At 63.5% G+C, this 9,827-nt stretch carries 8 protein-coding genes and 1 pseudogene; 6 read left to right on the forward strand and 3 right to left on the reverse strand.

Features of this window, described 5'->3' with window-relative positions:
* From H928_RS33870 to H928_RS0123755, 3 genes and pseudogenes are all read right to left on the reverse strand, one after another.
* Positions 1-437, reverse strand: a pseudogene (locus H928_RS33870) (iron dicitrate transport regulator FecR); the annotation flags it as partial.
* The gene (locus H928_RS0123750; RefSeq protein WP_021028730.1) at positions 437-904 is read right to left on the reverse strand and encodes a sigma-70 family RNA polymerase sigma factor; all 468 of its coding nucleotides are present in this window, start codon (positions 902-904) and stop codon (positions 437-439) included. The gene H928_RS0123750 and the pseudogene H928_RS33870, both read right to left, overlap by 1 nt.
* 264 nt (positions 905-1,168) lie before the next feature.
* Positions 1,169-3,259, reverse strand: a complete 2,091-nt coding sequence (locus H928_RS0123755; RefSeq protein WP_084635947.1) for a DUF11 domain-containing protein — start codon at positions 3,257-3,259, stop codon at positions 1,169-1,171.
* A 323-nt stretch (positions 3,260-3,582) separates the two neighbouring features.
* Here H928_RS0123755 and H928_RS0123760 point away from each other — a divergent pair, with 323 nt between their 5' ends.
* The 6 genes from H928_RS0123760 (at position 3,583) to H928_RS0123785 (ending at position 9,516) form a co-directional block, all read left to right on the forward strand.
* On the forward strand, positions 3,583-4,098 hold the full coding sequence (locus tag H928_RS0123760) for a sigma-70 family RNA polymerase sigma factor (RefSeq protein WP_021028732.1): 516 nt from the start codon (positions 3,583-3,585) through the stop codon (positions 4,096-4,098).
* Positions 4,095-5,069: a DUF4880 domain-containing protein gene (locus H928_RS0123765; RefSeq protein ID WP_021028733.1), complete on the forward strand. Its 975-nt coding sequence runs from the start codon at positions 4,095-4,097 to the stop codon at positions 5,067-5,069. Before H928_RS0123760 ends, H928_RS0123765 begins: the two co-directional genes overlap by 4 nt.
* Positions 5,070-5,185: 116 nt before the next feature.
* Positions 5,186-7,744, forward strand: a complete 2,559-nt coding sequence (locus tag H928_RS0123770) for a TonB-dependent receptor (protein ID WP_239645067.1) — start codon at positions 5,186-5,188, stop codon at positions 7,742-7,744.
* 296 nt (positions 7,745-8,040) lie between these two features.
* Complete coding sequence (locus tag H928_RS0123775) at positions 8,041-8,376, forward strand: hypothetical protein (protein ID WP_148293285.1); 336 nt, start codon at positions 8,041-8,043, stop codon at positions 8,374-8,376.
* A gap of 157 nt (positions 8,377-8,533) precedes the next feature.
* Positions 8,534-9,046, forward strand: coding sequence for an ImmA/IrrE family metallo-endopeptidase (locus tag H928_RS0123780; RefSeq protein WP_021028736.1), 513 nt, complete (start codon positions 8,534-8,536; stop codon positions 9,044-9,046).
* Positions 9,043-9,516 carry a hypothetical protein gene (locus tag H928_RS0123785; RefSeq protein ID WP_021028737.1) on the forward strand — a complete coding sequence of 158 codons (474 nt, stop codon included), beginning with the start codon at positions 9,043-9,045 and terminating at the stop codon, positions 9,514-9,516. The genes H928_RS0123780 and H928_RS0123785 overlap by 4 nt, the downstream gene beginning before the upstream one ends.
* The last annotated feature ends 311 nt before the right edge of the window (positions 9,517-9,827 follow it).

Below are 9,827 nucleotides of genomic sequence, written 5' to 3' on the forward strand. Positions count from 1 at the left end.
ACGGAAGTGGATGGCGCCAGATCCAGGTGCGAGCCATCGGGCAGGTTTTGGGCCAGCATCTGGCCATGGCCGGTGTGCAGCGCCATGCGTGCCAGCGGCTGCTGCCAGTACCAGCGCCCGCCCAGGCCCAGCAGGCTGGCCAGCCCCGCCGTGCCCAGCAGTGACAAGCTGCGGCGGCGCTGTTGGCGGCTGCGCTCGGCCTGGCTGGTGGGCAGTGCAAAATCCGCCTGCAGCGCATGCGCCTCGGTCGCCTGCCAGCCCTGCAGCGCCTGCTGGGCGGCCGCCTCGTTGTCGGGCGACTGCGCACGCCAGCGGGCCAAAGTCTGTGTCGCGGCCTTGGCGCTGGCTGCCTCCCCCGCGTGCTGGCGGGCGATCAGCAGCAAGGCATATTCCAGGCGTTTGCGCGGGCTGTCTGCCCCAGTGCCGGCCGCTGCCATCAGGCCTCCAGCCCCATGCAGTCGCAAACGGCGCGCACCACATGCTTTTCCACTGAGGCCATGCTGATGTCCATGTGCGCGGCCGCTTCGGCATGGCTAAAGCCATAGATGCGCACCAGCACAAACACCTCGCGGCGCTTGCGCGGCATAGCCGAGAGGCGGCGTACCAAGCGCTCCAGCTGCTGGCGGCTGGCGATGACGCGCTCGGTCGATGGGGCTTCATCAGCGCTAACCAGGGCCAGGGTCTGCAGCAGCTGGGCATCGGCCTGGCGGCGGCGGGCGTCGTCGATGACGATGTTTTTGCCGGTGCGAAACAGCAGCGCCCGCAGGTCCCTGACTGCGACCTCGCGCGCCTGCAGTGCCAAAACACGGGCATAGCTCTCCTGCACGACATCGGCCGCCGCTTGCCGGTCATTGAGCGAGCGGGAGAAGAAGTTCAGCAGTTCTGCGTAATAGCTCGCGAGCACGAGAGGACACCTTGGCCATGGGGCTGCAAAAGGGGCCCAAAAATGCGCCCGGCAGCGACGCGGGACAGGGGCTGGTTGGCAGCGAAGGCGCGATCTTATCAAAAAATAGAAATGAATCTCATTTCTGATAAGACGATCCAGGGTGTTGTGGGTCGGTTGCTGGACGGGGAGGGCAGGCCAGTGTGGGGACTGGCCCTCTGCTGCCGCCAAGGCCGGCAGCCGGGGGGCGCTGCGCCTGCGCACCCCGGGCATCGATCACGATGCTTAGCGGCTGCGCTGAACGCGCGAACGCATGCGCCAGGCGCCGATGCCGCCGGTCAGCAAGGTCAGCAGCACCAGGCTCCATTGCTGGAGGCTGGGCACTGCGGTCGCCTTGGAGGGCAGGGGCGGGGTGGTCGTGGCAACAGCCGCGGTGGCGCTGCAGGGCTGTGCACTGCCGCCGGTGCATTGCGCATTGGCTTCGCCCACCGCGAAGGAGGCTGTATTGACCAGGCTGGCGGGGGGCTGCGCGCTGACGGTGGTTGCCAGCTGGATCGTCACACTGTCACCGGCGGCCAGCGAGGCGACGGTCACATCCACCGCGCCGGTGCCGCTGGCGGGCACGCAGGGTGCAGCGCCGCTGGTGCTGCAGGTCCAGCTGGCGTTTTCCAGGCCGGCAGGCAAGGGGTCGGTGATATGGGCCTGGGTGACGGGCACCTGGCCGGCGTTGAGGGCGGTGATGGTGTAGTTCATCGTCTGGCCGGCATAGACCGCTGCGCTGGCCTGCGCCGTCTTGCTCAGTTGCAGCAAGGGGTTGGGCCACAGATCGACCGCCACCGAGGCATTGCAGGGCTTGTCCTGGGTCTGCGCAGTGGCCGGGTTGTAGCACAGCCATTCGGCATTGCTGGCCGTCGCGCTCGCGGTGTTGCTGACCTGGTCCATGCGGGTGGCGATGCTGTCCACCGTGGCGACCACGGTGTAGACCAGGCTGGCATTGGCGCGCATGCTGGCGATGGTCTGGCTCAGCACCCCGCCTGCGGCGAGGCTGCCACTGGCTTGTGGGCAGACCGCAAGACTGCCAACGGGCGACTGGCAGCTCCAGGTGGCCGAGGCAAAGCCGGCGGGCAGGCTGTCAGACAGGGCCACGCCCGTCAGTTCGGCCGCGCCTTCATTCTTGACGGTGACGGTATAGGTGGCGGTTTGCCCGGCATAGAGTGGGCCGGTCGCGTCCACCGTCTTGGTCACGCTGAGCAGGGGGCTGGTGGCCACCGATGCCGAGGCGCTGCAAGGCGTGGGAAAGCCATCGCGGGCAGCGCAGCTGAGCGTGCTGGTGGCAGGCGGCTCGATGGTGGCCGTGTTGGTGATGACGGTGGCACCTGCGGGCAGCGGGTTGCTGAAGCGCGTATTGACGCGGAACACCAGAGCGCTGCCAGCGGGCAGGGTTGGCAAGACGGTATCGAGCGGAAAGCTGCCCGTGGCGGGCACCGGGCAGACGGCTGCGCTGCCGGCGGGGCGGCTGCAGCTCCAGGTGCTGCCGGCCGTTTGCAGGCCATCGGGCAGGGTATCGCGCAGGCGCGTGCCGCTGGCGTCGCGCGTGCTGGCATTGGTGACCGTGATGTTGTAGAACACGGGGGCATTGGCGCTGGCCAGACCGGTGTAGGCACTGCCATCGTTGTTGATCGCTTGCTTGGCCACGGACAGCGGCGGCGAGCACGAGGCTGTGCCGCTGGACTGCACCAGCAGGCCCGAGGGGTCACCCTGGTTGCCGACGACGACATAGATCGTGTTGGCACCGGTGTTGAAACCCTGGTTGAGCAGCACCGGGACATTGCCGCCGGCACCAAAGCCACCCACCCCGGCAATGGTGCCGCCGTTGGTGTAGTCAAACACCGCATCATTGACCAGAATGCGCTTGACCTGGTTATCCACATACAGGCTCAGGCTCAGATTGAAACTGTCAGGGTCAACGGACGGGTCCAGCGTGAATTGGTATTGGTAGACGTAGTAGTCCCTGCCGTATTGCACGCCGATCCATTGGGCATTGCCAAAGGGCGACTGCACCCAGGCGCCATTGCCAGCGCCTGGCCGGTCTACCGGGCCTGGGGCATAGGTCAACGCGGCAGCGGCTGCGGGGGTGGTGATATCGCCCAAGGCCGAGGCAATGGTCCAATGCGCATCGACGCTGCCCAGAGCCAGTTTGGGGCTGGTGATGCTGTAGCCATTGCTGCCGTCAATGCCGGTATTGAAGATGGCCGGGTCCGTGCTGCATGAAATAACAGGTGCAGTTTGGGCCTGGACCACCAGGGGTTGCAGAAGTGCTGCCACCGCACATCCCAGGCCCACATAATGGGCCATCGCTATTCTGAAGCCTTTCATTGCATTCCTTTGTAAATAAGTTTATTCAATCCTGTTATGCATGGTAGTAGGATGAGCAAGCGGCAGAAATGCGGCAATGTCAAACATCTTCAGGCTGGAGACTGTTTGACAATCTTTATGAATGCGGGCGATGCAGTTGATGCAGTGCAATGCTTGATGCGCATCAAGCCAGTTGCTGCCGGGATGGGGGTGGCGCGGGGGGCGCCGGTCGGTGCAGGGCGTTCGCCGCAGACCGTTGCACAAGGGTCTTCGCCCTTTGTGAAAAAAGAATCATTATCAATTATGATCTTGCGGTTGTTCGTGTTTCCTCAACGGCCCCGCCCATGCCACAGCACCCGCTCCACCCTGAGGTGGAGACCATTTTTCGCCAGCACCATGCATGGCTGCGTGGGCGCCTGATGCTGCGCGCATCCAGCCACAGCGAGGCGGAAGATGTGGCATCGGAGACCTTTTTGCAGTTGACCGAAAAGGGCACTTCTACGGAAGGCGAACTGCTGGATATCCGGCACCCGCGCGCCTTTTTGTCGACGGTGGCCAAACGCATCCTCATCAAGCTCTGGCAGCGCCAGGATCTGGAGGCGGCCTACCAGGACACGCTGCGCCATATGCCCGAGGCGGTGGCGCTGTCGCCCGAGACGCATGCGATGCTGGTCGAAGCCATCTGCCAGATCGACCGGGCGCTGGCCGCGCTGCCGCTGCCGGTCAAAACGGTGTTTCTGCTGTCGCGGCTGGAAGGCATGCGCTACCCGCAGATTGCAGAGCAGATGGGCATCTCGCTGGCCACCGTCGAGCGCCATATGCGGCGCGCGCTGCTGCAGTGCCTCAGCTGCGCGCCATGAGCGATGCAGCCCTGCCCTGCGCCACGTTGCGCGCCGCCGTCGATTGGCTGGTGCGTCACGAGGCGGAAACGATGAGCGCAGCCGACCACCAGGCTTTTGCACACTGGCTGCAGCAGGATGCGCAGCACCAGGCGGCCTGGGCGCGCGTGGGCTCGGCGCTGGCCGAGTCGCTGACGGCGGTGCGCAGCCTGCAGGCCCATACCGAGGGCCTGCATGCCCAAGCCGCCATGCAGGCGCTGTTCCACAACCGCCGCCGGCGCGTGCTGCGCGGCGCGCTGGTGCTGGGCGGTATCGGTGTGGCCACCGCGCTGGTCGCAGACCGGCTGACGCCGCTGGGCCAGTTGATGGCCGATTGGCACACCGGCACCGGTGAGCGCCGTGAATTTATGCTGGCCGATGGGACCAGCGTGCTGCTCGATGCCCGCTCTGCCGTCGATGTGCACGATGCAGCCGGCACGCCCGCGCTGCAGCTGCGCGCCGGGGCCTTGATCGCCACGCGGCGCTATGCCGGAGCCGCTCCATTGCAGATCCACACCCGCGATGGGGTGGCTCTCTTCGGCGCCGGCCGCATGATGGCCCGGGTGCATGCGGAGCGCACGGACATGGTGGCGCTGGAGCAAAGTCTGAGGCTGCAGCCCCGCGAGGCGGGGCAGACCTTGCTGCATGCAGGCCAAGGTGCGCGCTTCAGTGCCCGGCAGCTCCAGCCCCTGGCGGGCGATGCGGTGCAGCGCGCGGCATGGCAGCAAGGCATGCTCGCTGTCGATGACTGGCCGCTGGCCGATGTGGCCCAGGCGCTGCAGGCCTATTTTTCTGGCTATATCCGCGTGGCCCCTTCGGTGGCGGATCTGCGGGTGTTTGGCATCTTCAGGCTGGACGTGGAGGAGCTGCTGGGCACGCTGGGCCAGATGCTGCCGCTGCAGATCCAGCGTTGGGGGCCGTTGATCACGATTGGCGCGCAAGGTGGGCGCTGAAGGCAAAACCCCCTCTGTTGCGCGACCACATGCGCGCGACCCTATGCAAATAGATGAGGGGTTTTTCGGTTTCGGCGCACTGGTTAAGCAGTACCCAACGAAAAGGAACTTCTGCCGTGACCACTTCCCGCCTCCAGCGCCGCCATGCAGGTGCTCCATCGACCGTGCGCAGCTGTGCTGAACGCTCGCCCCTCCATGTGCTGGCCTTGGCCGCCTTGCTGAGCTCTGCGCTGGCCCCTGCCAGCAGCAGGGCCGCCGATACGCCCCCAGCCGCTGCCGTGCAGCTCGACATTCCTGCGGGCAGCCTGGCCGACACCCTGACCCGTATTGGCCAGCAGACCGGGCGCAGCATCGTCGCTGACCCCGCTGTGCTGCAAGGCCAGCGCAGTGCTGCGATCCAGGGCCACTGGACGGCAGAGCAGGCGGTGCGCAAGGCGCTGGAGGGATCGGCGCTGCAGCTGCAGACCTTGAACGGTGGCGCGCTGCAGATCCGCAAGCCAATGGCTGCCGAGCAACCGGTGGCGGAGGCCGCGCCTGCAGCAGCGGCTACAACGTCTGCTGAGGCGCCTGCGTCACCTGCAGAGCCCAGCCACCAGCTGCCCACCGTGGTGGTGACCGACCAGCGCTCCGACAGCTCATTGATGCAGCCCACCCGCCAGGTCACGGTGATCGAGGGTGAGGAGCTCGATGACCTGCGCGCCACCTCGGCCAACCTCAATAGCTTGCTGGCCAAGAGCGTGCCGGGCATGTCCGATTCGAGCCGCAACATGAGCGATTTCGGCATGACCTTGCGCGGCCGCAACGTGTTGGTGCTGGTCGATGGCATTCCGCTCAATACCAACCGCGACACGGCGCGCAACCTGGTCAATGTGGAGATGAGCCGCATCGAGCGGGTCGAGGTGCTGCGCGGCAGCAATGCGATCTACGGCAGTGGTGCCACTGGGGGCGTGATCTCGGTCACTACCCGGCCGGTCGGCGGCCAGCCCGTGGCGCGCACGACGCTGGGTTTTGACAGCGCGCTCTCGCGCCTGAGCGGCGATGGTCTGGGAGGCCAGGTGCAGCACTACCTGTCGGGCGCGGGCGAGGTGGTCGACTACGAGGTCGATATCTCGGCCCGCCGCATGGGTGGCGCTTTTGATGGCCATGGCGACCGCATTGCGCCCGATGCGAGCCAGGGCGATCTGTTCGATTCAAACACCTACAGCCTGGGCGGCAAGATCGGCTTTCGCATTGATGGCAACCAGCGCATCCAGCTGGCGGCCAGCCACTTGCGCGCGCACCAGAAGACCGACTACGCCAACGACCCCAGCGTCAACCAGGCGCCATTAGGATCGGTGGCGGCCCGCGCGATCCGGGGCCTGAAGCTGGCCGAGCAGAACCAGGTGGAGAACAGCCTGCTGAGCGCCAGCTACGAACACAAGGACCTGGGCGGCAGCCTGCTGAGCGCGATGGTTTACGGCCGCGACAATTTTGTGCGCTTTGCGCCCTTTGATGCGCGCAGCAACAGCAACCGGGGCAACTTTGTCGACCAGGTGATGCAAAACAACAAGGTGTTTGGCGGGCGCCTGACCATCAGCACACCCATTGGCGACGACAAGCGCACCAAGCTGGTCTGGGGCGCAGACTATATCCAGGAGCGCAGCAATATGCCGCTGGATACCTTCGATGCCGCCACCTACGACGCGAGCGGCGGCCTGGTGTTCCAGCCCACCGGGCAGCGCATCTACATGCCCTGGGTCACCGTCAAGAGCGCGGGCGCCTTTGGCCAGCTGCAGCACAGGTTCAACGACCAGTGGTCCGCCGAAGGCGGCTTGCGCTATGAGAAATCGCAGGCCAGCTTTGCAGATTTCCAGCCGCTGTCGCAGTCGCGCCTGCCCAACCCGGCCACCGTGGCCGGTGGCAAGGTCGCGTACGACGCAGTGCTCTACAACCTGGGCCTGGCCTTCAAACCCTGGAAGGACCATGAGTTCTACACCTCGTTCAGCCAGGGCTTTGACCTGCCCGATGTGGGCCTGCAGCTGCGCAATGCCGGTGCCAAGTTCGACATCAATGCGTCCGAGCTGGAGCCGGTCAAGACCGACAACTATGAAATCGGCTGGCGCGGCACCTTCGGCAACACCATGGCCACGCTGGCGCTGTTCCAGTCACGCTCGGACCTGGGCGCTGTCCAATCTTTCAACAATGGCCTGCACCTGACCCGCACGCGCGAGCGCATCCGAGGCGTGGAGCTGACCGCCGACCACTATGCCGACCACTGGTCCACCGGCGGCACCGTCACCTGGATGCAGGGGCGCGAGACGCCGCCCGGCGCCAGCAGCGACCAGCCGATGACGGGCTACCGCATCCCGCCGCTCAAGATCACTGGCTATCTGCAGTACAGCCCCAGCAGCCGCTGGAGCCTGCGCAGCCAGTTCAACTGGTTTGGCGCACGCGACTACCGCCTGGCCGATGGCAAGACCCAGTTTGCTCGCGCCGATGTCAAAAGCTACTACAGCGTCGATGTGGTGGGCCGCTACCAGTTCGACAACAAGAACCTGGTCACCGTCGGCGTGCAGAACCTGTTCAACCGCTACTACCTGCCGCTCTACAGCCAGCTGATGCGCAGCGGCAAGAACGACAGCCGCCTGCCGGCTGCGGGTGCGACCTTGACGGCGAGCTATACGCATAACTGGTGATCGGGGCGTGGCAGAAGCCGCCAACGAAAAAGCACCCTCGGTGGGGTGCTTTTGCTGTTCTGGCGGAAGCTCAGGGAGCCATAGACCCAATGAGCATGCGGCCTGCGGGCGGGTTTTTATCTCTATAGGCCTAGGTATAGGCCAACGATTGAGAGGCTCGCCAGCGCTTGCTTTTTGGCGGAAAGCTGTCTTTTGGATCACCTCAAAACAATGGCCGCAAGCAGTGAATAGCTGTTAGTGCGCACGTAGGGGTTTTAGAAATACTGTATAAATAAACAGTGTTGCAGGAGGCTGTCATGAAGCTTGAGAAACAGTACTTTTGGAAGATCCAGATCTTTGGGAAGTGGAGGACAACCCGATTCCGCTGCACTGAAGAACACATCAAAGACGAACACCCAGAAGCGATATGCATACCAGGGTCGCTTGTTGAGCTTTCGGTGCCGGAGACGGACGAGGAAATGTGGGAGCGGTACCGAACAACATCGACCGGCGTGCTGAACAACCCGGGGCAATACCTGCCGCCCACGACCACGGCGGAACCGCCAGAAGCACAGCCGACGCATGGCCTGAAATCCTCGATTGGCATACCCGCTGATCTGCTTGCCTCTCTTGAGAAGGATGTGCCCTTTTGAACGTTTGATCGTTCCGAACATCCAAGCAACGTGTGGTGGCGAATTTAATGCTAGCAAGAGCTTTCCTTTGCATATTGCATGGATATGCAGTTAAATGGCCTGAGAGTGTTCGTACAATCGCACGTTCTGGGAAAATTCGGATGAAAGGAGGTCTCCCATGGAAAAAGTTTCTGCATCGGCCCTTCTCGACCGCTTCTGGAATGGTGTCCTGCCCGTGGATCCAAAGGCAATTGCTGAAGCCTTAGGATTGAGAGTGGTTCCTCTCGGGCAGGCCGATATTGCTCAGGGTTTGAGTGGTGCGCTGCACTATCACCAAGCCGAGGGCGATTCTGAACCGCATCTCTACTGCCGATACAACGCCACCACCGAGGGCGCAGAGAGGCAGCGCTTCACCATCGCACATGAGGTGGGTCACTATGCTCTAGGCCATATGGCTGGAAAGACGCTTTTCCGCGATACCACGGAGACGTTCACTGGGCGCGTGTACGACGTTGTGGAAGTGGAAGCGAACAAGTTCGCGGCTGAGCTGCTGATGCCTGAATCTCTTGTGAAGAGTGCAATCGAGCAAGATGGGATCCAAACGATCAACCAGCTGGCTAACCGCTTCGGTGTATCGGCGTCAGCAATGCGCTGGCGTCTTGTCAACTTGGGATTGTTGTCCAAAGTATGAGCGTTGTGCCCCCCGTCCCTGAGGACAAATCAGCCGCATCCGTCCAGATGAGCGGTGGATCTTCATTTAGCGGAGCGGGGGCAAGCTCCGATCCCATCGAGACTGATAAAACCAACGCTAAGGCTATGGCGAGTGACAACGCCTTGCTGAAGTCGCTGAGCTTTGCTTATAAATCCAAAATTCATGCTTTCTATTTCAGCTTAGTTGCTGCAGCGCTGCTGTTCATCACAGGCACAGCAATGTTTTGGTGTGTCAACAGCTGGAGATACGGTTCTATGGGCTGGCACGCAATCTTCATTCTGCTGGCATTTTTTACACCCGCAACGGTCATCATTACGGTACTCATCCGTGTGATTTTTGCGTCAGATCCGTCCAAGGACGAGGCCAAGAAGGATGACTTGGCCGACATGCTTCCCAGTGCCCAAGTCATAAAGTTAGTTTCGGAAGCTCTCAAGGCTAACAAGCCTTAGTTCACCCCGCTACCTCACAAATCGTCCGCAAGTTGAAGCGGATCGACACCATATCGCCGGCGCTTCGCGGGACTCAAGCAGCCCGGTGCAAAACCCGACGTTTCCCGACAGTTAAGCTGGGGGTAAAAACACCCTGCCAGGCCCCGCCAGTGCTGGATAGCGGCATGGTCGGCGGTGCCGACGATTGCGACCTATTAAGCGAGCGGGCGCGGCGGGGTCTCGACCGCGCGCAGCGGGGATATGCAGGGGGTGGCGGGCAGGGCGGCTGGGGGCGGGGGTGCCCCTGGGGTGCGTGCGTGGGCCAGGGGCCG

The organism is Comamonas sp. B-9 (assembly GCF_000410635.1).
Classification (GTDB): Bacteria; Pseudomonadota; Gammaproteobacteria; order Burkholderiales; family Burkholderiaceae_C; genus Comamonas.